Annotated in this window: 23 protein-coding genes, 1 rRNA gene and 2 pseudogenes; 19 read left to right on the forward strand and 7 right to left on the reverse strand. The window is 50.8% G+C overall.

Annotated elements, in window-relative coordinates; translation table 11 throughout:
* The first annotated feature begins 58 nt into the window (after window positions 1-58).
* A 5S ribosomal RNA gene (gene rrf / locus OCH80_RS08565) occupies window positions 59-175 on the forward strand.
* 3 nt (window positions 176-178) lie between these two features.
* Here the strand turns inward: rrf and OCH80_RS08570 are convergent.
* Entirely contained in the window at window positions 179-862 is a 684-nt protein-coding gene (locus OCH80_RS08570; protein WP_404539982.1) for a hypothetical protein, read from the reverse strand.
* 164 nt (window positions 863-1,026) lie between these two features.
* On the opposite strand from OCH80_RS08570, the gene OCH80_RS08575 reads away from it, so the two are divergent.
* From OCH80_RS08575 to OCH80_RS08610, 8 genes and pseudogenes are all read left to right on the forward strand, one after another.
* Window positions 1,027-1,401 (forward strand): GntR family transcriptional regulator, encoded by a 375-nt coding sequence (locus OCH80_RS08575; protein ID WP_302187643.1) that lies wholly within the window; start codon window positions 1,027-1,029, stop codon window positions 1,399-1,401.
* Window positions 1,388-2,293 carry an ABC transporter ATP-binding protein gene (locus tag OCH80_RS08580; protein ID WP_404539985.1) on the forward strand — a complete coding sequence of 302 codons (906 nt, stop codon included), beginning with the start codon at window positions 1,388-1,390 and terminating at the stop codon, window positions 2,291-2,293. The genes OCH80_RS08575 and OCH80_RS08580 overlap by 14 nt, the downstream gene beginning before the upstream one ends.
* A complete protein-coding gene (locus OCH80_RS08585) occupies window positions 2,265-4,043 on the forward strand; it encodes a hypothetical protein (protein ID WP_404539988.1) in 1,779 nt (592 codons plus the stop codon). Before OCH80_RS08580 ends, OCH80_RS08585 begins: the two co-directional genes overlap by 29 nt.
* Window positions 4,044-4,198: 155 nt before the next feature.
* Complete coding sequence (locus OCH80_RS08590; protein ID WP_404539991.1) at window positions 4,199-4,837, forward strand: nitroreductase family protein; 639 nt, start codon at window positions 4,199-4,201, stop codon at window positions 4,835-4,837.
* Window positions 4,838-5,450: 613 nt separating this feature from the next.
* Window positions 5,451-6,833, forward strand: a pseudogene (locus tag OCH80_RS08595) (aldehyde dehydrogenase family protein); the annotation flags it as partial.
* A 194-nt stretch (window positions 6,834-7,027) separates the two neighbouring features.
* On the forward strand, window positions 7,028-8,278 hold the full coding sequence (locus tag OCH80_RS08600; protein WP_404539994.1) for a diguanylate cyclase domain-containing protein: 1,251 nt from the start codon (window positions 7,028-7,030) through the stop codon (window positions 8,276-8,278).
* A 99-nt stretch (window positions 8,279-8,377) separates the two neighbouring features.
* Entirely contained in the window at window positions 8,378-8,881 is a 504-nt protein-coding gene (locus OCH80_RS08605; protein ID WP_404539997.1) for an ECF transporter S component, read from the forward strand.
* 85 nt (window positions 8,882-8,966) lie between these two features.
* Window positions 8,967-9,230, forward strand: a complete 264-nt coding sequence (locus tag OCH80_RS08610) for a hypothetical protein (RefSeq protein ID WP_404540000.1) — start codon at window positions 8,967-8,969, stop codon at window positions 9,228-9,230.
* A gap of 185 nt (window positions 9,231-9,415) precedes the next feature.
* Here the strand turns inward: OCH80_RS08610 and OCH80_RS08615 are convergent, their stop codons facing one another.
* Window positions 9,416-10,453 carry a YeiH family protein gene (locus tag OCH80_RS08615; RefSeq protein WP_154549114.1) on the reverse strand — a complete coding sequence of 346 codons (1,038 nt, stop codon included), beginning with the start codon at window positions 10,451-10,453 and terminating at the stop codon, window positions 9,416-9,418.
* Window positions 10,454-10,569: 116 nt separating this feature from the next.
* On the opposite strand from OCH80_RS08615, the gene OCH80_RS08620 reads away from it, so the two are divergent.
* Entirely contained in the window at window positions 10,570-11,457 is an 888-nt protein-coding gene (locus tag OCH80_RS08620; protein ID WP_404540003.1) for a LysR family transcriptional regulator, read from the forward strand.
* 52 nt (window positions 11,458-11,509) lie between these two features.
* Here the strand turns inward: OCH80_RS08620 and OCH80_RS08625 are convergent, their stop codons facing one another.
* Both OCH80_RS08625 and OCH80_RS08630 read right to left on the reverse strand, forming a co-directional pair.
* Window positions 11,510-12,043: an NUDIX domain-containing protein gene (locus tag OCH80_RS08625; RefSeq protein ID WP_404540006.1), complete on the reverse strand. Its 534-nt coding sequence runs from the start codon at window positions 12,041-12,043 to the stop codon at window positions 11,510-11,512.
* Window positions 12,044-12,319: 276 nt separating this feature from the next.
* Window positions 12,320-13,936: a peptide ABC transporter substrate-binding protein gene (locus tag OCH80_RS08630; protein ID WP_404540009.1), complete on the reverse strand. Its 1,617-nt coding sequence runs from the start codon at window positions 13,934-13,936 to the stop codon at window positions 12,320-12,322.
* A 265-nt stretch (window positions 13,937-14,201) separates the two neighbouring features.
* Between OCH80_RS08630 and OCH80_RS08635 the strand changes: the two genes are divergently transcribed.
* From OCH80_RS08635 to OCH80_RS08670, 8 genes are all read left to right on the forward strand, one after another.
* Window positions 14,202-16,223 carry a putative bifunctional diguanylate cyclase/phosphodiesterase gene (locus tag OCH80_RS08635; RefSeq protein WP_404540012.1) on the forward strand — a complete coding sequence of 674 codons (2,022 nt, stop codon included), beginning with the start codon at window positions 14,202-14,204 and terminating at the stop codon, window positions 16,221-16,223.
* 172 nt (window positions 16,224-16,395) lie between these two features.
* Window positions 16,396-16,560 carry a hypothetical protein gene (locus tag OCH80_RS08640; RefSeq protein ID WP_404540015.1) on the forward strand — a complete coding sequence of 55 codons (165 nt, stop codon included), beginning with the start codon at window positions 16,396-16,398 and terminating at the stop codon, window positions 16,558-16,560.
* Entirely contained in the window at window positions 16,550-16,915 is a 366-nt protein-coding gene (locus OCH80_RS08645) for a GntR family transcriptional regulator (protein ID WP_404540019.1), read from the forward strand. Before OCH80_RS08640 ends, OCH80_RS08645 begins: the two co-directional genes overlap by 11 nt.
* Window positions 16,916-16,936: 21 nt before the next feature.
* Complete coding sequence (locus tag OCH80_RS08650) at window positions 16,937-17,638, forward strand: ATP-binding cassette domain-containing protein (RefSeq protein WP_404540022.1); 702 nt, start codon at window positions 16,937-16,939, stop codon at window positions 17,636-17,638.
* A gap of 6 nt (window positions 17,639-17,644) precedes the next feature.
* On the forward strand, window positions 17,645-18,496 hold the full coding sequence (locus OCH80_RS08655; protein WP_404540025.1) for a hypothetical protein: 852 nt from the start codon (window positions 17,645-17,647) through the stop codon (window positions 18,494-18,496).
* A gap of 25 nt (window positions 18,497-18,521) precedes the next feature.
* Entirely contained in the window at window positions 18,522-19,307 is a 786-nt protein-coding gene (locus OCH80_RS08660) for a hypothetical protein (protein ID WP_404540028.1), read from the forward strand.
* Window positions 19,308-19,439: 132 nt separating this feature from the next.
* Entirely contained in the window at window positions 19,440-20,942 is a 1,503-nt protein-coding gene (gene gltX / locus OCH80_RS08665) for a glutamate--tRNA ligase (protein ID WP_404540031.1), read from the forward strand.
* Between the two features lie 114 nt (window positions 20,943-21,056).
* Entirely contained in the window at window positions 21,057-21,296 is a 240-nt protein-coding gene (locus OCH80_RS08670) for a hypothetical protein (RefSeq protein WP_404540034.1), read from the forward strand.
* A gap of 44 nt (window positions 21,297-21,340) precedes the next feature.
* Here OCH80_RS08670 and OCH80_RS08675 read toward each other — a convergent pair whose 3' ends face one another.
* The 3 genes and pseudogenes from OCH80_RS08675 to OCH80_RS08685 all read right to left on the reverse strand — a co-directional run bounded on the left by OCH80_RS08675 (window position 21,341) and on the right by OCH80_RS08685 (window position 23,195).
* A complete protein-coding gene (locus OCH80_RS08675) occupies window positions 21,341-21,550 on the reverse strand; it encodes a helix-turn-helix domain-containing protein (RefSeq protein WP_404540037.1) in 210 nt (69 codons plus the stop codon).
* Between the two features lie 25 nt (window positions 21,551-21,575).
* Window positions 21,576-22,265 (reverse strand): cupin domain-containing protein, encoded by a 690-nt coding sequence (locus OCH80_RS08680; protein WP_404540039.1) that lies wholly within the window; start codon window positions 22,263-22,265, stop codon window positions 21,576-21,578.
* 78 nt (window positions 22,266-22,343) lie between these two features.
* Window positions 22,344-23,195, reverse strand: a pseudogene (locus OCH80_RS08685) (IS30 family transposase).
* A gap of 265 nt (window positions 23,196-23,460) precedes the next feature.
* On the opposite strand from OCH80_RS08685, the gene OCH80_RS08690 reads away from it, so the two are divergent.
* Window positions 23,461-25,610, forward strand: a 2,150-nt coding sequence (locus OCH80_RS08690; protein WP_404540041.1) for a GbpC/Spa domain-containing protein, incomplete at its 3' end; no start/stop codon positions are given.

Consider the following 25,610-nt stretch of genomic DNA (forward strand, 5'->3'; position numbering starts at 1 on the left):
TATCTCGCCTCCCTGTCACGGAGGAGATCGCGGGTTCAAATCCCGCATGGACCGTCAGTGTGGTAATAATGGCAAGAAGGATACACCTGTTCCCATGCCGAACACAGCAGTTAAGCTTCTTTACGCCGAAAGTAGTTGGTGGGAAACTGCCTGCAAGGATAGGTAATTGCCGCGCGAATTAAAGAGTCAGACTTAGGTCTGGCTCTTTTTTTGCTCCAATTCCCATGGCTACGGTAAAAACGGGGCTCCAGTTTCCATGGCTGCGGTAAAAGCGGGGCCACTTTTTGCCTAAACGTCCATGGCTGCGGTAAAAGCGGGGATTATTTTTCTCAACTTGTGCTTGGCTACGTAAAAAGCGAGGAGCATTTTGATCAAATTGTGGGTGGTTTCGGTAAAAACGGGGATTATTTTTTTCAAATTGTGCTTGGCTACGTAAAAAGCGGGGAGCATTTTGATCAAATTGTGCTTGGCTACGTAAAAAGCAGGGATTTATTTTTCTCAAATTGTGCTTGGCTACGTAAAAAGCGGGGAGCATTTTGATTAAATTGTGGGTGGTTGCGGTAAAAACGGGGATTATTTTTTCAAAATTGTGCTTGGCTGCGGTAAAAGTGAGGACAATCATTGCTTTGAGCCCCGCTTTATACTGCCCCAAGCCGTTTTTTCGAAATACGAGCCCCGTTTTATACTGCCCCAAGCTGTTTTTTCGAAATACGAGCCCCGTTTTATACTGCCCCAAGCCACTTTTTTGAAATACGAGCCCCGTTTTATACTGCCCCAAGCCACTTTTTTGAAATACGAACCCCGTTTTATACTGCCCCAAGCCGTTTTTTCGAAATACGAGCCCCGCTTTATACTGCCCCAAGCATTTTTTTCAAAATAAGAGTCCCACTTTTTGCTGAACCACGAAGATTTCCTGGAGAAGCGCTACAGTTGGTTGTTTTTGATACTTGCCTTTGCATTACAAGTGTACTAGAATAAATAGTACAGTAAGAACAGTGAACGAGGGCGTTCGAAAGGAGGAGGCTTGTGGACTTCATTGATTACTTAGACAGCCGGCCAATCTATGAGCAGATTGCCGACAAGTACAAGTCGCTGATCTTGACCGGGGTGCTGCAGGCAAATGAGCAGCTGCCTTCAGTCAGAAAACTGGCGATGGAATTGTCGACCAATCCGAACACGGTGCAGAAAGCTTACGCCTTGCTGGAGCGAGAGGGATACTTGTACAGCGTCAAGGGGCGGGGAAACTTTGTCCGTGAGAATGATGCGCTGAAAGAGCAAAAGATTGTGGAGCTGAAAGGGAAAATTGCCGAACTGCTGGTTCAGGCCCGCGACTTGGGGATTGAGCCAAAGGAAATGATGGAGCAAGCGATAGAGGAGGTTGAGAAAAATGATCGAGATTGACGGCGTTAGCAAGCAATATGGCGACAAGACCGCGATCAGGGACCTGTTTTTGGGCATCGACGACGAACGCGTCTTTGGCCTGATCGGGACCAACGGAGCTGGGAAGAGTACCCTGCTGCGGATGATGGCCGGGGTCTTGAAGCCAAGCCGGGGGACGATCACGCTGGATGGAGACAGCATCTATGAGAACCCGGAGGCCAAGCGGAAGATCTATTTTGTAGCGGATGACCCCTACTTTTTTCCAAACGCGACCGCGGAAACGATGGCCCGCTATATGATGACCATCTATTTGGATTTTGACAAAAAACGCTTTGACGAGTTGCTCAAGGACTTTGGATTGGAGCCAAAAGACCGGATCAGCAGCTACTCAAAAGGCATGAAGCGGCAGTTGGCCATCCTGCTGGGGATCTGCGCCAACACCCGCTACCTGCTGCTGGACGAGGTCTTTGACGGACTGGATCCAGTAATGCGGCAGAGCATGAAGAGCCTGTTCGCTGAAGACATGGAGCGCCGGCATTTGACGCCGATCATTGCCTCCCACAACCTGCGGGAATTGGAAGACTTCTGTGACCATATCGGCTTCCTGCACAAGGGCGGGCTGCTCTTGTCAGAGGACTTGTCCGACATGAAGCTGGGCATCCAGAAATTGCAGTGCGTCTTTAAGAACGAGCAGGACGCCAAGGAGGTCCTGGCCAAGCTGACTGTGGTCGACCACCGGACCCGTGGCCGCCTGCACACTTTGGTGGTGCGCGGGGAAGCCAGCGACGTCAAGGCAGTCTTTGATCATGTACCAATGACTTTCTTTGAGGTCTTGCCGTTGACCTTGGAGGAAATCTTTATTTCAGAAGCGGAGGCGGTAGGCTATGACACGCGCAAGCTCATCCTCAAATAAGCTGAGATTTTCACAGAAGGAATACCTGACCCACCGAAAGGTGCCACTGGCCGTCATGACCTTGGCCATGTTTATGGCGGATATCATCGTCCCAGTCATGTTCATCAGTGACGTCAACCATGCCAACATTTGGCAGAACGTCAACAAGAATTTTTCGTCGGACAACTTTATCTGGACGCTGGTCGTCCTTTTTCTGGGGATTTACCTGGGGGTGGACAGCTTCCACTATCTGCATGTGGAAAAGCAGGTTGATTTTTATGAAAGCCAGCCTTTGACCAGAAAGCAGCGCTTTTTCGGGATCGTGCTGAACAGCGTGCTCGCTTACGTGGCCTTGTCCGCCATCTTCATGCTGCTGGGGATCTTGGAGACCGCTGGCATGACCGGCCCGCACTTGGGGCAGATCTTTGCGGATGCGGCGGTCTATTACTTCCTGTGCTTTGGCGTCTATCTAGCTTCATATGCTTTGACGGTTCTGGCCATGACCTTGACCGGCAATACCTTCGTGGCCATCTTAGGCACGGCCTACTTCATGCTCTTTGAGCTGCTGGTCCGCTGCGTAGCAGCGGTGTACTACCACTCATTGTGCACCACGACGGTTGGGACCAACGTTTTCAAGCATGTTTTTACCAACCCTTACGCTTTGGTCACGATTGGCTACGAACACCCGCAGCCTTACATGTTCTGGCTGAACTGCCTGCTGGGTCTGGCTTACCTGGCCTTGGCCTACTGGGCCCTGCAAAAGCGCGGCAGCGAGACAGCGGGACAGGCCCTGTCCTTTAAGTGGTGCGAAACGGTCGTGACTGTCAGCGGGGTAGTTCTGGGGACGATTTTGGCCGCCTCCTTTGGCTACAGCATGTTCTCCGAGAACCTGCCGGCAACTTTTGCCCTGGCCTTGCTGGCTGGCTTGGTCTTGGGAGCGATCTTGCAGGTGATCTACCGCTTCGATGCCATGGCTTGGAAAAAGCGCTTTGTCTGCAACTTGCTTTTGACCGCCATTGGCCTGGCCGTCTTTGGCGCCATGGACTACGCGTCCTACAAGCACGATGCCTATGTGCCGGACCAAGACAAGGTGGCTTCGATGGCCGTCTTTCCACCGGCCCGCGATTATTGGTCAACTTACTACACGGACAAATACATGGCTAGCGGCAAAGAGGTTTCAGCCTTCCAGTACCGCTCACAGATGAAGCTGGACCCGGCCTTGGCCTATGACTTGGGCAAGGAAGGGGCAAAGAAGGCTGTCAAGGACCGCGGCCGCGATTCTTCAAGCGGATTTGACATGTACGTAATCTACCGCTTGAAGAATGGCAAGCAGATCCGCCGCCACTATGACATCAGCATGAAGGCGATGGACAAGTACTTCCAAGGGGTTTCCCAGTCCGCGGAATTTAGAAAGAGCTACTACCAGCTCTACCAAGACCAGGCTCTATTGACCAGCAAGAAAGTGATCCGCTTGTCCAACACCAATGGCTACAACACCAAGAGCTTGAAGAGCAAGCAGCTTTACAAGGAATTCCGGACCGCCTACAAGAAGGACCTGGAAAGCAAGTGGAGCTGGCTGATGGCCAAGAAGACCGAGGAAATCGGGACCGTGACCGTCAGCGTCAGTGGTACGAAGGTCGGCCAGGATTATCCAGTCTACAAGAGCTACGTTAATACCCTGCGCGTCTTGAAGAAGTACAAGCTGAACTTGCCGCTGGCGTCAGGGCAGTACCGCGAGAACCTGACCAATGATTTTTACATTGGCGATTAGAAGCGGCAGAGATAGATAAACAGAGATTGCAGAAGCAGTCGCGAATGATTCGCGGCTGCTTCTTTTTTGGGATTTGGCCAAAAATAAGTTAGAATAAGAGTTGGAAAAATCGCTTACTTTTTTGCGCTATGTGATGCTTAAAAAGGAGAAATAAAATGTTTAAGGAAAATGATTTTGAGAAGATCGTGCTGGGCCGGCAATCAGTCCGCCACTTTGACCCAAGCCGGAAGATCAGCCACGAAGAGCTGCTGCAGATGCTGAATGAGGCCGTCCAGGCGCCAAGCGCCTGCAACCTGCAGTCATGGAAGTTCGTTGTCGTTGACAGTCCGGAAGGACGCGAGAAGCTGCATGGCTACTTCATGCCATTCAACTATCCGCAAGTTGACACGGCCAGCGCTATCTTGCTGGTTTTTGGCAATACCAAGTCCTGGAAGAAGTATGAAGACTTGTGGAACGGGATGCTGAAGGCGGGCAAGGTCAGCCAGGAGGCACGCGACGCGGCAGTTGGCACCTTCCTGCCTTTGTACAAGAATGCCGACCAGCAGATGCTGCTGGCTGATGCGTTGGTTGACGCGGCCTTGGTCTCCATGCAGTTCATGCTGGTGGCCCGGGCCCATGGCTATGACACCAACGCGATGGCTGGCTATGACTCGGCTAAGGCGGCTGCTGCTTTTAACCTGGACCCAACCCAATTCGTGCCAGTCATGGCGATTGCCATCGGCAAGGGCGATCCAAGCGAAACGATCCCTGACACGACCCGCTACCGCGCCGAAGAACTGACCGACTTCGCCTAGCTAAGATAACTGTGAACGTAAGACACTCATCTAACTTAAGATGAGTGTTTTTGTTTGGCGATCGGATTTTTGGAAAAACGTGGTGGTTGGATACTTTTCGGGACTTGGACTTCGAAAAGTCCCCAACTGAAGCAAAAAAAGAGCAATACGGTCCCGAAAAACACTGCAGCCAAAGTCAAAGCTGAACGACCTTGCCTTAACGGACTCATTTTTAACAGAAAATGTGAAAGTGGTAACAGATATTGGCGATAGAGGCCGGTGCTGTTAAGGCTGACAGCTGGAAAAGTTTGTCAAAAATGAGCTTGAATCCGGAAATGCTTACAAAATGGGGAAAAAGTGCTGTTGATATATGAAAGTTGCTTTTAAATTTGCTAAAAAGTCCCCCGATATTTAAGTTCTTTAAAGAATGATAAAAGTTATTTTTCTCACAATTTTATAAAAAGTTAGCGCTTTCATTGCCCAAAGGGCCGAATTGTTGATAAATCAAGATCTTTGTGCAGAAAAATCTGCCGAAAAAAGGGGGTTTTCTTTTAAAAAAATGCTGTTATGATAGTAATTGAGAAATGAATCACAAATAAACCCGAACGAGAAACCGAGTAGGAGAATCAGAAAAATGGCTGTAACTACTACACATACCGACAAAGAACAAGAAGAGGAAAACAAGAAAATCTACCGTCATATTGATGATTTAGCTAATAAATCACATATTGCTTTGAGCAAGATGGATGACTTCACCCAAGAGCAAGTCGACCACCTGTGTCAAGTTATCGAAAATGTTGGCGTTGAACACGCCGAAGAACTGGCTAAGCTGGCTGTTGAAGAAACCGGCCGAGGCAAGGTCATTGACAAGACTGCCAAGAACGAATACGCTTCAAGAACCATCTGGGAATCAATGAAGGACATGAAGACAGTCGGCGTGGTTGAAAGAGACGAAAAGGCCGGGATCGTGAAGATCGCTGAGCCAATCGGCGTCATCGCTGGGGTTACTCCAGTTACCAACCCAACCTCAACGGTTATCTTCAAGGCCATGATCGCCATGAAGTCAAAGAACACCATCATCTTCGGCTTCCACCCGCAAGCCCAAAAGTCCTGCGTAAAGACAGCCGAATTGATCCGCGACGCGACTGTTGCCGCCGGCGCTCCAGAAGACTGGATTCAATGGATCACTGAGCCAAGCCTGACGGCTACGACCGCTTTGATGAACAACCCAAAGGTACAAATGGTTCTGGCTACTGGCGGCCCAGGCATGGTCAAGGCAGCCTACTCAACTGGTAAGCCAGCCTTGGGCGTTGGCCCAGGCAATGGTCCTTCATACATTGAAAAGACCGCTGACCTTGACCAGTCAGTCAACGACATCGTCCTTTCCAAGACTTTTGACAACGGGATGATCTGTGCTTCAGAAAACTCAGTCGTAGTTGATGCTGACGTCTACGATGAAGTTAAGCAAAAGTTCGCTGAAAAGAAGTGCTACTTCCTGTCCAAGGACGAAACCAAGAAGTTCGAGGAACACTTCATCGACCCACGCCGCGGCACGGTTGCCGGGCCAATGGCCGGGAAGAGTGCCTACCAAATCGCCAAGATGTGCGGCGTTGATGTTCCAGAAGACACGACCGTAGTCATCGCCGAATACCACGGCGTCGGCAAGGGTCACCCACTGTCAGCCGAAAAGCTGTCACCAGTTCTGACCATGTACAAGGCAAAGGATCAATCTGAAGCCTTCACGATCTGCACTGCCCTGCTGAACTACGGTGGCCGCGGCCACACTGCCGGCATCCACACCCACGACGTCGACGTTTTGAAGAAGTTTGCCTTCAAGATGTCAGCTTGCCGGATCCTGGTCAACAGTCCAGCTGCCCTCGGCGGGATCGGCGGGATCTACAACAACCTGATGCCATCACTGACTCTGGGGACTGGCTCATACGGCTCAAACTCTGTTTCCCACAACATCACCGCGATGGACTTGCTGAACATCAAGTACGTGGCCTACAGAAGAGACGAGAAGCACCGCTTCTAATGAAATTATTGTAATTTTAGGTTCTACAACTGAAATATTGCCAAAAAGACGCGCTCCATGCCCGGTGGTTCGCGTCTTTTTTTGCTTTTGTTCGTAGTTATTTTATCGGTCCGGCAAAGATGTTAGAATTAGAATAAGGAAAAAGCAGGCAAAGCTGCCAGGAAGGAGCGGGATAAATGGAAAAACGAAGGCTGACAGACGAAGCTGAGCTGCGCCGCATCTATGAAGCCTCGCCTCTAGCTCTGGTCTTTTTTAAGGTTAAGGGGAAAGAAAAGTACCCCTGGCTTATCTCTCAAGGCTTCTGTGACCTGCTGGGCCATGACCGCGAAAGCATCGCCAGCGAGTTGGCTAGCGGACAGAATGAAGTGCCATGCGAGAACGGCAAGCCCCGGTCAGTGCACGTGACCATCAAGGGCAAGAAGCGGCAGTTTTTAGCCCAGAGCCAAGTCCTTGAATTTAATGGTCAAGACTACCTGATCGTCGACTACGTTGAAGGGGAGACCAATGAAGCAAACCGGCAGACTGAAGCCTTGGTTGACCGCCTAGAGACCATTCCTGGGCAGATCTACAAGGGCAATCTGTGGGATGCCGTCTTCAGTTCAAAAGACATTGGGGTCTTCTGGAAGGACACCAAGCGCCGCTTCTTAGGCGTCAATCAGCGCTTTTTGGACTATTATGGCTTGCAGCTGGATGACGTCTTGGGCAAGACCGATGAGGACATGGCCTGGAATGAGCAGAATGAAGCCTTCAGAAAGGCTGAGGAAGAAGTTCTACGCGGCCAGCCAGCCCGCAGCTGGGGCGCGACGATCGCCAAGGGACGGAGTCAGACCATCGTGGCCTACAGGGCGCCGCTCTACAGCGAAGAGCAGATCGTTGGCCTGGCAGGCTTTTTTATCGACGTTTCTGAGCAGCAGGACAAGATCGATGAACTGGAAAAAGAAGCCCTGCAGGACTCTTTGACCAGCCTCAGAAACCGCTGGGCGCTGGACCATGACTTCATTGACCGCTTTGCCGGCAAGAAAATCGTCGCGATGATCATCGACATTGACTTGTTCAAGCTGATCAACGACAACTATGGCCACCGCTTCGGGGATGAGACCCTGAAGACGGTCAGCCAGGCCATCCGCGACGTTTATGGCGACGAGTACTGCTACCGCTATGGGGGCGACGAGTTCCTCGTGATCTGCGACTATGTGCCGGAAAGCGAGCTCCGGCGCCGGGACCAGGTTATCCGCCAGGACCTGCTTCAAAGCAATATCCTAGGCACCGTCGTGGATATCCATATCTCAGGCGGCTACACCTGGGGGCGGCCAGAAAACCTGCAAGCGTTCTGGAGCTTGGTCAACACGGCCGACAAGTTCTTGTACCGCAGCAAGGAGAACGGCCGCAACCAAATCACTGGCGGACCTTTCTTTGACAAAAAGTAAGTTAATTAAGCTTAACCCTTTACAAAATAAAATTAAAAGATTATGATAAAGGCGCTGATCTTAAAAACTGCTTAAGCCGAGAAAGGAGAAATAGTAAATATGAATAAAGCTTGGTCGATTAAAAGAACAGTTGTAGTTGCTGTATTGATGGCGATGAACGTTGCTTTGTCATCTTTCAGCATCCCAGTACCTGGCGGTCACCTTTACTTCAATGACGTGGTGATCGTGGCTTCAGCTTTGATGCTTATGCCATCGGAGGCCTTTGTGGTCGGCGGCGTCGGCGCCTTCTTGGGCGATGCCCTGTTCTACCCGGCACCAATGTTTGTCAGTCTCTTCTCACACGGCTTGGAAGCAATGATCATTGCTTACGTTGCCCGCAAATATCCTAAGAACCGCGGCAAGGTCATGCTGGGCATTCTGGCTGGGGCAGCGGTCATGGTCACTGGCTACACCCTTGGCCGGGCCTTCGTTTATGCCACTCCGGCAATCTCGCTGATCAAATTCCCATTTGAATGCCTGCAGGCTGGCTTCGGGGCCGTGATGGGCTACGTGCTGGTCTACAACTTTGGCGTCAAGAAGCAATTTGAAGAAAAGCTGCGCTGATTCCGCGGAAGACCTGGCTAAACTGTAGTAGGTATAGCAAAACTAGGAATGAAAAAAATTAGATTGGCTGAAGCCGGCCGACTACTTGTCCGGCTCAGTCTTCGTGGCCGTCATGCTCTTCTTTTCGATCCTTGGCTACCGGGCGCGGACCGCGCTCCACTTAAGCCGGGAAAGAAGCCAGGCAGAGCTGACGGCCAACAATCCGGCTGGCCTGGTTGTTTATGAGGCCAAGGCTAGCGATGCCAACATTTTGTTCGTCAACCACGCGATGGTCAAGCTGGTCGATAACCCGCACTATGGCCTGATTGCCTACCAATCCTTCATCAAGGACCGACAGACGGAAAAATAGCAAAAATAAAGAGTCTGGGAAAAACTCAATGTCATTAAGTTAAGACATTGGCTTAAGACGCTCATCTAATTTAGATGAGCGTTTTTTTATTTGGGCAATCGAATGTGGGAAAACGCATTAGTTGGGTACTTTTCTACTCTCACATCAAAGAAAGAAGCCCGCGAGTTCTTCGCGGACTTCTTTTTTTACCAAATAGCCATCATATGCTGCATGGCCAGGCTGACCAGAGTGATCCCGATCCAGCAGACCCCGCCCAGCAGGATCGGCTTGCCGCCGGACTTGACCAGCTTGATCAGGTTTGAATTCAGGCCGATCGCGGCCATGGCCATGACGATCAAGAACTTGCTCAGGGTCTTTAAAGGAACAAAGACCGCGGCCTTGACTCCCAAGCTGGTGGCGATAGTCGTGATGACTGCGGCCAGGATGAAGTAGAGAATAAAGGTTGGAAAGGCCCGCTTGAAGCTGAAGCCATTTGCGTGGCTGCCATCTTTTCGCGCCTGTTTGGCCCGCATGAAGGCCAAAGCCAGGGTGATGGGGATGATAGCCAGAGTCCGGGTCAGCTTGACCGTGACTGCCTTGTCCAAAGTGGCCGTGCCCAGCTTGAACATGGAGTCCCAGGTAGCGGCGGCCGCGGTTACGGAAGACGTGTCGTTGATGGCCGTGCCCGCGAAAATGCCGAAAGCATCGCCGTGCAGGGTGTCAAAGCCGATCGCCTTGCCCAGCATTGGGAAAAAGATGGCGGCGAGGACGTTGAAGAAGAAGATCACGGAGATGGCTTGCGCCACTTCGTCATCATCAGCATCAATCACTGGCGCGGTTGCCGCGATGGCGCTGCCCCCGCAGATGGATGAGCCCACGCCGACCAGGGTGGAAATATTGAAAGGAATCTTCAGCCACTTGTGCAAGCCCCAGGCAAGCAAAAGCGACACGGAGATCGTGCAGATGATGATCGGCAGGGACTGGCCGCCCGTCTTTAAGATGACCCCTAAATTCATGCCAAAGCCCAGCAGAACGACGGCTGCCTGCAGGATGATTTTTGACGTGAACTTGATTCCTTCGGCGGCTTTTCCCTGGTCAGTCCAGCAGAGGGCGATGACCATGCCGAACAGGATCGCGATGACGGGGCCGCCGATTACGGGGAAGGCTTCCCCCAAGAGCCAGGCCGGAATTGAGATGCCTAAGCAGACCAAGAGACCTGGCAAGTTTCTTTTGAACCATTGCATTGATTTTTTACCTCCAAATTAGCTTCTGCTTCAGTATATTGCTTGCCAACGCAAATGAAAAATTGTATATTTTTTGCTAGCGATAAAAATAAATTATGGATGACAGGAGGAATTTTATGCTGGACTTTCGCGTCAAGACTTTCTTAACGGCCTGCCAGCTGCTCAACTTTACGGAGACGGCCCGCCAGTTGAACTTGACCCAGCCCGCGGTTTCCACCCAGATCAGGTACCTGGAGCGCGAGTATGGGGTCAAGCTGTTTGCCAGGGATGGGCGCAATCTGGTCCTGACCCCGCAGGGAAAGCTGCTGGAGCAGGCCATGCGGCACTTGGCCAATGACGAGCGGCGGATCAAAAACCAGCTTAAGAATGATGATTTGCGGACTTTGACTTTTGGGGTCACCAAGACGATTGGGGAGACGGCCCTGATCAAGATTCTGGCCGTCTATGTCAAGCGCCATCCTGGCGTCAACATCAAGGTGACCTGCGCCAACACGGCCAGCCTGCTCAGGCAGCTGCAAAACGGCAGCCTGGACTTTGCCTTGGTCGAAGGCAACTTCCCGCGCGACTTGTATGCCGAGCTGCCGCTGGCCAAGGAGCAGTTCATTGGGGTGGCCGCGAAGCAGCACGTCTTTAAGACCCCGCCCAAGCGGCTGGAAGACTTGTTCTCAGAAAGGCTGCTGGTCAGAGAGCCGGGCTCAGGCACTAGAAACATCCTGGAGCGGGGCTTGGAGCAGGAGAATTTTGCTTTGAGCAATTTTGCCCACTTCATCCAGCTGGAGAACATGCACACCATCATTGAACTGGTGAAGGCCGACTGCGGGATCAGTTTTCTCTACAAGGCCGCGGTCGCAAAAGACCTGCAGCAGGGGACGCTGCGGGAGTTGGACTTGGCTGACTTCTCGGCCAGCCACGGCTTCAGCTTTATCTGGTCCAAGAAGAGCCTGTTTGGCGGAGAATTTGCCCAGACCTGCCAGGAATTGCGTGACTGCTGGCTGGAAAAATAAAGAAAGCAGACTAGACCTTAAGCGGTCTGGTCTGCTTTTTATTTGATTTGGCTTAGTTTTGCCCTTGGCGCTTTTGGTAGAGCAGCCACTTGAGCCAGGCGACTTCCCCGGCCCCGTGGGCAAATTGGCCGCTGGCGATCAGATCTTCCAGCTGGTCGGTAGAAATGATCTCGCCCTTGATCTCTTCCAGGATCTCTCGCTGAGGAGCCGCGGCCTTGCTGGCCTTGGCCGCAAAGAGGGTGATTTTTTCATTGGTAGAGCCAAAGGAAGGGTAGGTGAAGCCCAAAGGGATGATTTCGCTGGCTTCATAGCCAGTCTCTTCCAATAATTCCCGCTTGGCGGCCGCGCTGGCTTCTTCGCCTTCATCGATGCCGCCGCTTGGAAACTCGTATTGCCAGCTGCCGACTGGGTGGCGGTATTCCTTCAGAACTAAGACGTGATCTTCGTCAACGAAGGGGATGATGGAGATGCCAAAGCCAATCGTGACATAGGAAAAAGGGGCAATCTGACCGTCTTTTTCGACTTTTTCCTGGATAATCGTGAAGCGGTCTGCGTTGATGGTATCTTTTTTAACGACTTTGTACATGGTGGCTTGAACGTCCTTCCTGTTTTGATAGTTTGCCCGCCAATTATAGCATTGCAACATTGCCTGGACCAATCAGAAAGCTTTGGGCAGTGGCTGGTGCGGCGAGCGCGGATTTTGAGTTAGTTAGGTACTTTTTCAAAAAATGGTTCCCGAAATGTGCTCGGCTGCGGCTGTTTTTCCAACAGCAAGCAAAAGACACTCATCTAAAGTGGATGAGTGCCAAGTTGCAATTAGTTCAGTATTTTAGTTTAGCGTTTCTAGCTAGGATGGCCACGCTTAGTTTTCGATCGTGACGTACTTGAAGTCCCAGTGGTCGCGCAGGTTGATCAAGTGCTTGATGCCTGGGCGAATGATCCAGGCGCTGGTGCTGGAGTAAAGTGGTGAAATGCCGACGTCCTTCAGCAGCACGCCTTCAGCTTGACTGAGGTCCTTCCAGCGTTGGTCGTTTGAGCCGGTCGTCTTTGATTCGAGGATCAGCTTGTCGTACTGGCTGTTTGACCAGTGACCGCCGTTTTGGGCGTTCTTGCTGGTGAACAGGTCCAGGAAGGAGATTGGGTCAGCGAAGTCAGCGCCCCAGGCAGTAACGACCATGTCGAATTGACCAGCGTCAGTTCTGGCCAGCCGGGTCTTGAATGGCAGGTTTTGAGTTGAGATGGAAACTTGTGGCAAGGTGTCAGCGATGCTTGATTGCATGGCTTCAGTTGACTTCTTGGCCCCGTCAGTGTCATCTGACAAAAGCTTGAAGCTCAGCTTGCTTACGCCGAGTTCCTTCATCCCCTTCTTCAAGTAGCTTTGAGCCAGCTTCTTGTTGTAGGTCGCGTACTGCTCGTCGTTCTTGTCGATCATGTTGATGTAGTCAGAGCCGTTGACCGTGGTCAGCTTGGCTGGAGTCAAAGTCTTGGCTACGGTGTTGTTGCCGCCAAGCACCTTGCACAGGGCTGGACGGTCGATGGCCAGGGACAGGGCCTTTCTGATGTTGGCGTTTTGCAGGTACTTGTTCTTGTACTGGTTGAACTGGATGTAGAAGGTAGTCCCGCGTGGGTAGAGGGTGTAGCCCTTAACGCTCTTCAATTGCTTGCTTTGCTCAGCATCCAGGGCAACAGCGTCAAGCTTGTTTGACTGGTAGAGGTTGTAGGCGGTTGAAGGAGTCTTTTGCACGCTGTAGTTGACCTGCTTGAGGTGGACGTGCTTCTTGTCCCAGTAGTTGTCGTTCTTGACCAGCTTCCAGGACAGGGATGAGCCGTTCCAGCCCTTCATGACGAATGGACCATTGTAGGCCATGTACTTGGAAGCAGTGCCGTACTTGGAGCCGTACTTCTTTACGGCCTTTTCCTGTTGTGGGAAGAAGGAGCCAAAGGCCATCAAGTTGTTGAAGTAAGGAATCCGCCGCTCAAGGGTAACGACCAGCTTGTAGTCGCCTACGGCCTTGATGCCCAAGGTTTCCGGCTTCTTCTTGCCGTTTTGGATGTCGTCCGCGTTCTTGATGCCGCTGAAGAGGTAGGCGTATTGGGAAGCAGTCTTCGGATCAACGGTTCTTCTCCATGAGTAGACGAAGTCCTTGGCGGTGACTGGGGAGCCATCGTTCCACTTTGACTTGCGCAGGGTGAAGGTGTAGGTCTTGCCGTCCTTGGAGACGGTTTCCTTGGTAGCCAGGGCTGGCTCTTGGGAGCCGTCAGCCTTTTCCCGGTACAAGCCTTCCATAGTGTTGATCAATTGCACGAAACTGGCGCTGTCAGTTGCCTTTGACAAGTCCATGGTTGGGATTTCGGCTGATTCTTCCCAATTCAGCACGTCCTTGCTGCCGGATGAAGAGTTGGAGCCGCCACAGGCCGTCAAGGCCAAGGCTGCCAGCATGGTCGTGCCGGCGGCCAAAAAGGTCTTGGTCTTTTTCATATTTTTTCCTCCTAAAATTACAGCTAAAGCTTAAAAAGCTACTTCCAGTGTAGCAGACCTAAAATAATAAAGAAATAGCTCGTATTTACTATGAAATCAACATGAACGGATTGTTAAAATTAACGCACTTTTCTTTGAAAGGGCTTAAAGGAGTCTGGGGGATTGCTAATAGAAAGCGGCACAAAGGCTGAAGTCGGTCTAAGCTTGAGACACAAATGATATAATATAAAAAATAAGAAACAGTTGACTAAAGGAGGTGCTAAGCATGGAGCGCTATGAATTCGACCCAAAAGTTCGGGAAAGCTATGAAAGCCTGAGCATCCCAATCGCGATCTATCAAACCGGACCAGAGGGACGGAAATTGCTGCTGGTTTCTGACGGTCTGTGTCAGCTGCTGGGCCAAAGCCGCTCCCAATTGATGCAAGGCACGATTGCCAGCGACCTGTCCTGCCTGCCGGCCTTGCTTGAGCGAAAGCGGGAGCTGAAGGCGGCTAAATCGGGATTGATCATGGTTGAATACGCTGATTTGACCAGGCAGCAGGAAAGGCTGTTTTTGACTGACCAGGCTTATTTGACCAGCCAAGAAGACGACTATTTCCTGGATCGATTGACCGGCTTGCCCAATACCAACTACTTTCAAAGCATCGCGCAAAAATACCTGAATGAGCTTCAGGAAAGCGGGCAGACGCCGATCGTGGTCTTTTTTGACATCTACGGGATGCATGCCTACAATGACCACTTTGGCTATGCCAAGGGCGACCAACTCTTGCGCACGACGGCCCGGATCATTAGGGCGGCTTTTCCAAACAGCCTCTTGGTGCGCTTCGTGGAAGACCACTTCGTCATGGTTACGGCTGACCACAACCTGCTCCCCAAGCTTAAGCGGGTGGCCAAGGACGTGATGGACAGCACCCATGGCTGGTCTGACGGGGTGCATGCCGGAATCTACTACTGCCAGGAGAAAATCGCCAATCCGATGACGGCGGTCGACAATGCCAGAAAGGCCCTGAAGTACATGGCCGGCAACCGCCAGCAGCTTTGCTGCGTCTACGACCAGAAGGTCAAGGACAAGTATGATTCCCGCGACTACGTTTTGACCCACTTCAATGAAGCTCTGCGGAAGGGCTGGATTCAGGCTTATTTCCAGCCGGAAATGCGGGCCATTACTGGCAAGCTCTGCGGGGCGGAAGCTCTGGCTCGCTGGGTTGACCCGGAAAAAGGGGTACTGAGCCCAGGCCTGTTTATTCCGGTCTTGGAAGAAGCCAATCTGATCCACCGCCTGGACTTATGCATTATTGAGCAGACCTGCCAGATTATCCGGGGAATGAAGGACGAAAATGAGCCGATGATCCCGATTTCCGTCAACCTGTCCCGGATTGACTTTCAGGTCTGCGACATCTTTAAGGAAGTCGACCGCTTGCGGCGCAAGTATGACCTCAGTCCCAAGCTTTTGAAAATTGAAGTTACTGAGTCAACCCTGACTACGGCGCCAGAAGCGCTGATGCGGGCCATGCGTGAATTCCAGCGGGCCGGCTATGACGTCTGGATGGATGACTTCGGCTCTGGCTATTCCAGCTTGAACAACCTGCAGAGCTACAATTTTGACCTGATCAAGATCGACATGATTTTCCTGCGCAATTTTGCCAGCAATCCAAGCGTCAGCACCATCGTTGCTGCCATAATCGACATGGCCAAGCGGCTGGGCATCCAAACCCTGTGCGAAGGGGTAGAGACGATGGAGCAGGCCGACTTTCTCCGGGAAGTTGGCTGCGAAAGGCTGCAGGGCTTCTTGTTTGCCCAGCCCCTGCCTTTTGAAGAATTTATTGAATATTTCAGCGACCATGCTGACGGCTACTTGGAGCCGGTCGAAGAGAATGAGTACTACCGGGAAGCTGGCCAGATCAACGTCCTGTCTGATCCAACCCTGGGCAGCAATCCAAAGGGCGAAGACATTCTGCCGATCGTTGAAATTGAAGAGGAAGCCGATGGCCGCTTGAATCTGATTTACATCAACAATAATGGGGAAGAGCTGCTGGCTAGTTGCCTGAACATGGACGGCCAGGAGCTGCAGGCGCGGCTGCTGGATGAGCAGTCCAACTGGCAGCGGGCGGCTAAGCGCCTGATCGCGGTTTGCCGCAGAAGCCGGGAACCTCATAGCCGGGACTTCATCATTAATGCCCAGCCCTTCAACCTGCGCATGATGAAGGTGGCTGGCGATGGGCAGCGGACCCTGTTCGTCGGCGTCATAACCGACCTTTCCAAGTACGATGCCGAACCAGGCATTTAAGCTGCTTGTAGAAAAATCAAACTATATAAAAGCAAGTCTTGCCGTTAACAGCGGCCGGCTTGCTTTTATTTTTGCCAAAAAGATGATTGCCAAGCCGGCAGGGCTGTCCTATAATAACGGTGTATTAGATGTCTAGTACAGTAGACAGCCGCATTGGAGGCGGCTGGCAAACGTGAACCGAAAGGGATGCGTAGCAAAGAAAGGAAGGATAAGCTGCCAGATCAATTGGAAGCTGGCCGGGGCAATTTGGAGCTTGGCCCTGGCGATTGGCCAATGGCAGAAAGATTTTGATGAAGAAGCAACAAGAAGCAAGGGGATGAATGAGCATGGAATTTAAAGACAATATTCCGATCTACCTGCAGATTCAAGATTATTTATTTCGGCAGATCGCGACTGGGAAAATGCGGCCCGGCGACAAGCTGCCCAGCGTCCGGGCCTTGGCCGTGGAATTGACCGTCAACGTCAACACGGTTCAAAGAGCCTTAAGAGAATTGAGCGACAAGGGCTATATCTATACCAAGCGGGGCGAGGGCAACTTCGTGACCGACAATGAAGACTTGATTGCCGACAGCCAGGAGCGGCTGGTCGACCGGGAGCTGGCCGAATTCGTCGTCCGCATGAAAGAATTAGGCATTGGCGAAGACCAGCTGGTCGCGGTGCTTGAAAGATATCTGCAGGAGCAGATAAGTTAGATAAGGGAGAGGGAAAACAAAATGTCAGATGTATTGAAAATTGCCGGCTTGTCCTACCGGATGAACCGGAAAGAGATTTTGGCGGATGTCGATCTGGAAGTCGCCTACGGCAAGATCGTGGCCCTGGTTGGAGCCAACGGGGCCGGAAAGACGACTTTGATGCGGGTAATTGCCGGCGTGGCCAAGAACTACCAGGGGACGGTAACGGTGGCTGGCGAAAGTTCAGAAGCTGGCCGCAAGGCCCACTTGTCAATGACTGACAACCTGAGCGCGTTTGCTGACGGCAGGAGGATCCGGGAGGTCAAAAGCTTCTATGAGGAAGTCTTTGCTGACTTTGATGGCCAGCAGTTTGACCAATTATTGGAATTCATGAACCTGAACGCTGAAGACAAGCTGAGTTCCTTGTCCAAGGGGATGCGGGAGAAGCTGATCATTGCCCTGGCTTTTGCCAGAAAGACCGACCTCTACCTGCTGGATGAGCCCTTCAGCGGCGTTGATGCCATGAGCCGGAAGAAGATCATCAAGTCCCTGCTTCTTTGGAAGCCGGATGAGGCGACGATCATCATCAGCGACCACATCCTGGACGAAATTGCCCCAGTTTTGGATGAAGTCGTCCTTTTGAAGGACAAGCACATCATCAAGCACAAGAGCGCCGACGAGATCCGGGAAGGGCACGCGTCAATTGAGGAATGGTACGAAAGTTTCTATGAAGGGGAGGAGTAAGCAGCGATGACGGACTTTAAGAAGGTCTATGGGGCCATGTTCAAGGCCCAGGCCAAAAAGATGCTGCTGGGCTACGGCTTCTGCGCCGTGCTTGCCGGCGTGACCTGGCTGGCCGTTGGCTTTTCCAATCACTGGGACCGGAATGCCGCCTTTGGGCCAATGATCATCAGCATTCCGATGATCGTCTTTATTTTGGCCGCGTTTATTTATAAATACCTGCTGGTCATCCGCTGCTGGAAGATCAGCCGCAGCCAGACCTGGCGCCTGCTGCCGGTGAAGTCGGGCAGCTTTGTCTTGGCCAACAGCTTGTCGGCTTTGGTCAACTATCTCTGCTTTATCTTTTTGGCGCTGGTCACGGTCGCGGTCTTTAGCATCCCGCTATGGATGCAAATGTCAGGCCAGGATTATGCCAATATGTTTAAAGGCATCGCGGAGGTCAACCGCCAGGTGAATCTGACGGCCACTTTGCTGATCCTGCTGTTGCTGCTGATGGCCAATTTCTTGGGCGATGTCTACTACTGGCTCTTCTTGGCGGATTCCATGGAAGCCTTGGCTGACCGCCTGCCTTTCAGCGGCAAGAGCGCCAAGGCCGTCAAGGCAGGCATCTTCGTGCTTTTGCTGACATTTTTTGCCTTTATCAACAACCAGTTTGCCAACGCCTTGGTCAAGCTGATGGGGGGCAAGCACGAAGTCAGCTTGTTCTCTGAAATCTTCGCGCCAGCTTCTGGCCACTTCAGCGGCAACGATTTCTTGATTGACTTATTGTTCATCCTGGCCCTGCAGCTTGCCTACGTGCTCTTGCTGGGAGCCTTGCAGTGGCTGGTGTTCAACAAGTTTACGGAAGCCAAGCGGAGCTAAGGACTTGATTTAGGGGGGAGAAAAAATGCTTGATTTTAAGCAATTGCTGGGTGTCATGCTCAAGCAAAAGCGCAAGCCGCTGCACGCGTCCTTGATTGCCGAAGCCGTGATCATGCTGGTGACTGTTTTGGGCTTTGGCTTTGCAATGCACTGGAGCATCGAGGGCAAGATCACGACCATCACCGTCGTAGCCGTGGTCATGTTCTTAGATATGATTGCCTATGCCATTTGGGCCATCTACCAGGCCTACAGGATCAACCGCAGCCAGACTTGGCGGGTCATTCCGGCTGATTCCCGGATCTTTCTCAATGCCAATGTCTTGACGACGGGCATGGGCATCTTCTGGCAGTGGCTTTTGTCCTGGGCCATGATGCTGGTCTATGTCTTGCCAGTGTCCCGGTCCATGGTGAGGACTGCCAGCTTCAAAAGCTTCATCGGCGACTTTTCCCAGACTGGCGGGCAAATGCCCGGCTTTCTGCCGGAACTGGCCGTCCTGGGCTTCTTTGCCGCGATCGAAATGACCTACTACTGGCTTTTGGTCACTGACCTGTCAGGTGCTTTGGTTGACCACTTGCCTGTTGGAGCCAAGGCCGCGAAGACTTTGAAGGAATTCATCGAGCTCTTGCTGGTGATCCTCTTTTCGTGGATCAGCGGCCACGTCTGGGGCAACCTGGCGGACGCGTTCACCCAAAAGGCGGACTCGATTTTCGCGATTTTGGGGATGCTGATCGTTGAGCAGATCATCATCTGCCTGCTTGCCGGCGGGGCTGAGACCTGGATTTTTGCCAAATACACGGAAAGCCAGAAATAGCAGGGGCGGAAGCTCATGAATGCTTTGGAGGATTAAGGATTTAAGCGGCCACAAGATTTCAAAGAGATTGAATTTTTTTCTTATTGCTAGTAAACTAAGTAAGTTGAAGAATAGTAAGAAAGAGGCATAATTTTGGCTAAGAATAAAATCCGCGTTAGATACGCTCCGTCACCAACGGGCCACCTGCACATTGGTAACGCGCGTACTGCTTTGTTTAACTACTTATTTGCACGTCACAACAAGGGTACCTTGGTTCTGAGAATCGAAGATACTGACACGGCCCGCAACGTTGAAGGCGGTGCTGAATCCCAGATCGAAAACCTGCACTGGCTGGGGATCGACTGGGACGAAGGTCCAGACGTTGGCGGTGACTTTGGTCCTTACAAGCAATCAGAAAGAAAGCCGATCTACCAGAAGTACATCGACCAATTGCTTGAAGAAGGCAAGGCTTACTACTCATTTGAGACGGAAGAAGAACTGGAAGCTCAGCGTGAAGAACAAAGAGCGATGGGGATTGCTCCGCACTACATCTACGAATACGAAGGCATGACTGCTGATGAGATCAAGCAAGCGCAAGATGAAGCGCGGGCCAAGGGTCTTAAGCCAGTTGTCCGCATCCACATTCCAGAAGGCGTAACCTACGAATGGGACGACATCGTTAAGGGGCACCTCAGCTTTGACTCAGACACGATCGGCGGGGACTTCGTCATCCAAAAGCGCGACGGGATGCCAACCTACAACTTTGCCGTGGTTATCGACGACCACTTGATGGAAATCAGCCACGTTTTGCGGGGCGACGACCACATTTCCAACACCCCAAAGCAGCTTTGCGTCTACCAAGCCTTGGGCTGGGAACCACCAGTTTTTGGCCACATGACTTTGATCATCAACTCAGCCACTGGCAAGAAGCTGTCCAAGCGTGACGAATCAGTCCTGCAGTTCATCGAACAATACCGGGACCTGGGCTTTTTGCCAGAAGCCATGTTCAACTTCATCACCCTCTTGGGCTGGTCCCCAGTTGGTGAAAGTGAAATCTTCTCCAAGCGCGAATTCATCAAGCAATTTGACCCAGCTCGTCTGTCCAAGTCACCAGCTGCCTTTGACCAAAAGAAGCTGGACTGGGTCAACAACCAGTACATGAAGAAGGCTGACAGAGACGAACTGCTTGACTTGGCCCTGCACAACCTGCAAGAAGCCGGCCTGGTTGAAGCAAACCCAGCTCCTGGCAAGATGGAATGGGTAAGACAATTGGTCAACATGTACGCCAACCAAATGTCCTACACCAAGCAAATCGTTGACTTGAGCAAGATCTTCTTCACTGAAGCTGAATACCTGACTGACGAAGAAGTTGAAGAAATCAAGAAGGACGAAGCCCGTCCAGCAATTGAAGAATTCAAGAAGCAATTGGACAAGCTGGACAACTTCACGGCCAAGAAGATCATGGGCGCCATCATGGCGACCCGCAAGGAAACCGGGATCAAGGGCCGCAAGCTCTTCATGCCAATCCGGATTGCCACTACCCGCTCAATGGTGGGCCCTGGCATCGGTGAAGCCATGGAATTGATGGGCAAGGAAACGGTAATGAAGCACCTGGACCTGACCCTCAAGCAGCTTGACGAAGCTGGGATCAAGTAAGAAGAATAATTTTAACGGAGACAACTGCTCTTGTAGCAGTAGCCTCCGTTTTTTGGTATATTACGGGAAAGAGGCAACTAAGATGGCCATGAATTTTATATTGTTAGAGACGCTGTGCAGATATTTGATTCAGATCAAAAATTATGCCACCTGTTAAAGATTGATCGAGCTTTTATCTTTGGCTTTGCTGAAGGGCAAATGCTGATTGGCGAAAATGATAGTATTACGCTTGCCACCACTTTGGCATTTGGACAGAATGTAGAGAAATTTATTGCTTCTACTGAGAGAGTTGCATCTGATTGGTCGGATGAGGAAAATGGTAAGTATTTTGCCAAAGTAGCAAGAAAGGTATGAACCATTAGATAAGTTTTTTGTCAAAATAAGCACTAAGCTTTCGCTTAGTGCTTATTTTCTTCTCTCATTTCTTTAGGTGAGCAGCCATATTTTTCGGCAAATTTTTGGTAGAAAAAGGTCTTGTTGCTAATGCCCACTTCTTTGGCGATCTCCGACACTGGCAGCTTGCTCGTCTTAAGCAATTTAGCCGCAATCAGCAGCCTTTCTTCGGTTTGTGCCTGGGAAAAAGAAATCCCCACTTCTTTTTTAAACAAGCTGCCCAGATAAGAGCTATTGTAGCTATTTTCTTCGGCAAATTTTTTTCAAGGAGGTGGTCTTAAAATTCTCCGAGATCTCTTTCAACATCTGGCTGACGATGGTCGACTGCTGGCTAGCCTTGGCGCTGGCTGCCGCATCCCGGAGGAGCAGTACTTTTAAGGCGCCGAGATAGTGGTGGAGGAGATTTTTGGAAGGATTTTTCGACCAAAATTCAGCGATTAGAAGATCGGCCACCGTCTGGATTTCCGCCTCGGCTTGATCATGGTGGAAGACCAGGTACTCGGCTTTTCTCCCCGGGATCAGCTGGGCAAAGGAGAAGTCAGCTGTTTCAGAAAAAATTAAGTTGATCAAGAGGTCATCTTTGCCGAGGGCTTGGATGGTGTGAGGCGTGCCCACGTCAAGCAGGAGCAGGTCGCCGGCCTTTAAGGCCAAGTCCTTGCCCGCAATGATTTCAGTTGCCTGGCCCGACAGCAGATAGTTGGCCTCCAAGAAGAGGTGGGTGTGCTCGGGGCAGTCGGCAAAGCGCGCATGCTTGCTGACAAAAATTTTCTGATTGTTGAAGAGGGTGGGTCTGAAGACCGGCATGGCCAGGTTTAGGTCGTTTTCTTTAAAGGTGCGGCCAGCGAAGTCGGCCACAAAGTGCTTTGTTGTTTTTTGCTCAGCCTCAACTGGGGTCAGCTGCTGCAATTCTTTTAGGATTTCTGCTTTCATATTTTTAGGATAAAAAGAATTTTCCGCTGATTGCAAGAATAAATTGAACACTTACCAATAATATCTGGTAGCTTTTGACTATCTGCGCCGATAAATATGGTCAAGCTCTACGTCAAAGCACTCTTCTGGAGTCTTGTAGTTTAAGATCTTTCGAGGAAGAGAGTTGCACTATACTTCGATCTTAGCAATGTACGCTGCATTTATCCATGCAATCTCCCTTAGGAATATAGCGTCTAATAAGCCCAGTGCGGCCTTCTACGCTACCTTTATCACAGGATGTATAAGGGTGAGCATAGTACACAAGCGTCTTGGAAACTTGCTCAAGATTTGATAGATTCGCGAACTCGTAGCTGTTATCGGTTGTGATAGACTTAAAGATTCTGTTCCATTTGGATCCATAAAACTCGCGAATCTTGTCAAATGCCTTCATGATGCTGACTGAAGTCTTATCTTCAATCTTGATCATGAAGAAGCGATGTGTCTTCCGTTCATACAGAGTAAGCAGCACATCATTCTTGGTCTTGTGTCCAAGAACTAGGTCACATTCTCAGTGGCCAAAGTCCTTACGAGTATCGATTCTAGGACTACGTTCATCGATGCTTCGGCCTAGAATGCGCTTGTTTGCACGAACAAAAGCATAGTTGATGAACTTGCTTCGACGAAGAAACAAGCTCTTACGGCCGCATTCGCGTCTATGGCGCTCATAAGTCATTTGCCCCTCGACATTTGTATCGTTTCACATTGTCAGTATAAAGGGATACAGTACCTCTTTTGATCATACACGATTGTACTTGGCGAGCAGTTAAGCTCTCTAGCAATGGTACGATTTGAGCAGCCAATGGAATGCATCACTTGAATTGTAATTCGGTCATCCTTCGAAAGGTGCTTTCCCTTTTGGTGTGGTTTAGTGTTAGAATAGGAACAATCCATTTTAGCCTCTCTAGAAATGTTTTGTGGTAATTCATATTCTACCAAAAGGTTGAAATGGATTTTTTGTGCTCTGATCCAGTGAAAACGGTTTTTTTTTCACTAGATCGGAACAGTGTTCAACTTGATTTCACAATCGGCGAGTGCTAGATTTGAATTGGCAAAAATAATAATTATTTAACCAATATTAATTATTCTTGCTTTTCTTTAATCATGTATTTGAGTATTAACTCAGTTATGTTTTAGAAAGGAAAGTTACAAGCGAATAATGCTAAGAAAGAAAAATAAGATGTTCGTTGACAGTGCTGATCGAACACCACACTACAGCTTGAGAAAGCTGTCCGTTGGTGTAGCGTCAGTTCTGCTTTCAACCACGTTGTGGATGGGTGTTAATGGCTCTGTAGCGCATGCTGATACGATTAACGACACACCTGTTGCCGGAAAAGTTGAGGATAAGTTAGATCCATCAGAGACGCATAAGGATCAAACGCAAGCTCAGACTGCCGAGTCAACTAGCCAAGCTTCCGTAGCAAGTGCTGAAAAGCAGAACGGGAAAGCTCAAGCAGCAGTGGCTGATGTAAATCAGGCTGAAAACAAGCAAGCACAAGAAGGCGGCAGCGCCAATGATGAAGTGCAAACGACAACTTCAAACGATGCGAAAGCTGACGTGGCAAAGCAAGAACCTGCTGCTCAAAGTCAGCCAACTACTCCGCAAACTCAAGTTTCAGCCCCCAAGACGTCAGCGGTCAACAAGAAGATGGCTAGGGCAAGGATTATGGCTACTGCTCCAGCTGGTGATGAAAATACGGCTTCCGACGATCAGAACCAGGCTATCATTGAGGTGCAGCACCAGATCTCCGACAAGAACGAGTACTTGTCGAGTCTTGCCAACCAGGCGAATCAAGATGGACTGACTGTTAACAAAGAAGATGATGTCAAGACCTACGCTGTCAAGAAAGATGCGTTGGATGATCTGGACAAGCAGGCCAGTTACATTCAAAGCCAGGTGACCAAGTACAAAGCCGAAAAGGCGACTTATGACGCGGCCATGAAAGCCTACGAAGAAGACCTGGCCAAGTGGAATGCTGCTCAAAGCTCACCGCATACGGTCAAGGGAATTTCACAGGGCCTGTCATTTGCCAATGAACACGATGCTTCGCTTGACGTTACTTCCGGAAGCGGCGAGCCGGTCAAATTCATTAAGTCCACCGCTTGGCGGGGCAGCGATGGCCTGGGCGTATATACTGATGGCATGACTAGTGGTGGCAACATTTCCAAGTCATTCAGTGATTCCGATATTTCCGACAGCCAGGCTGAAGGGACAGCCTCTGACGGCAAGGACTGGGGCAAGACCTATACTGGCATTCAGCTTAAGGTAGACGAAAGTGTCGTTGCCCGCTACACGGGACTGAAGAATTCCGTCTACATTGACAAAGATGGCGTCGCACATAAGCTGGGCCAGGCTCAGGTCAAGTACACGCTGAACGAAACCACGGCAAAAGATAGAACTGCCAATATCTTCTTGTCCAACAACCCTAATATTGCTTTGTGGTATGGGGCAGCTGGTGATGGGGTAACTGGTGGTCAGAAGAGCAGTGGCCGCGTTGACCTGACCGTTGATCTGACCTTCTACGACGAAAACGGGAAACCAATTACCCTGGACAAGGGCAGCGACGCATGGCTTGACATGAGCAGCCTTAACAACGGCACCACCAAGGTTGAATACTTCGCTCCAAACGGCAACACCACCATGCAAATTCCAGGGTCAAGCATTAAAAGTCATGCTGACGGCCGCTGGTATGCCGATAACAATAACGAAGTGCAACCTCCTGCTCCTGCTGACTGGGACAATCCAAAATCGTCGTCCTTTTCAGCCAACCGCTACTACGGAGCGGCCATTATGGAGCTTGAAGGCAATTCCTTCCATATTGGTCAGAAGATTACCAAGTATAATCCGAAACTTACCAACTCACGCAATGTCTATAGCTGGTTTGCACTTGACTCCACCTTGGCCACTGCCTACAAGCCAGTTGAGCCGAAGCCAAAGATTGCTTGGCATGGAGTTAAATACGAGCCGCAAAAAGCCACGGTAACGTACATTGACGACACCACCAATACGACTCTGAAGACAGACAGCGAGAGCGGCGACTCGGGCGCAGATTCCGGGTACAACACCAAATCAAGCATCGATGACTACAAGAGCAAGGGCTATGAGTTCGTATCAGACAGTACCCATGGCCAGAACGTTGTCTTCGACAATGAAAGCTACTTCGTTCACCTGAAGCACGGCACGGAGCCAAATCAGGACACGACGACCGTAAAAGAAACGATTCACTACAACTACGCGGATGGCAGCAAGGCGCGTGAAGACCACAGCGAGAGCGTAACCCTGAGCCGGACGGGGACGAAGGACAAGGT

Origin of the sequence: Lactobacillus sp. 23-2, from assembly GCF_044902225.1 — a bacterium.
In the GTDB taxonomy this organism is placed as follows: Bacteria; Bacillota; Bacilli; order Lactobacillales; family Lactobacillaceae; genus Lactobacillus; species Lactobacillus absianus.